1 protein-coding gene is annotated in these 231 nt (G+C 57.1%); it reads right to left on the reverse strand.

Annotation, left to right across the window (positions count from 1 at the left end; translation table 11 throughout):
* Positions 1–39: 39 nt before the first annotated feature.
* Positions 40–231: NUDIX hydrolase (locus AAEY75_RS17370; RefSeq protein ID WP_502944471.1), on the reverse strand; the 192-nt coding region annotated here is incomplete at its 5' end.

Genomic DNA, 231 nt, shown 5'->3' on the forward strand with positions numbered 1-231 from the left:
CTGATATTCGCCGATAAAAAAGTGAATCCGATCGGTTACCTATCCTGGGCTCATGAACGCCGCGTAGATTTTCTCCACATGCCCCACGCGATAGCCGGTCTCTTCCTCGGCCTCCAGGCGGATGCGCTCTTCGGCGCTGGCGTTGTCGAGCAAACCGGCTGCCGCTTCAATCAGGTAGCCGGGGTAATCGTTGACGAACGTAGGCATGCGGAACTGGCGAATCAGCAACAC

Origin of the sequence: Psychrobacter sp. TB55-MNA-CIBAN-0194, assembly GCF_040309505.1 — a bacterium.
Classification (GTDB): Bacteria; Pseudomonadota; Gammaproteobacteria; order Pseudomonadales; family Moraxellaceae; genus Psychrobacter; species Psychrobacter fozii.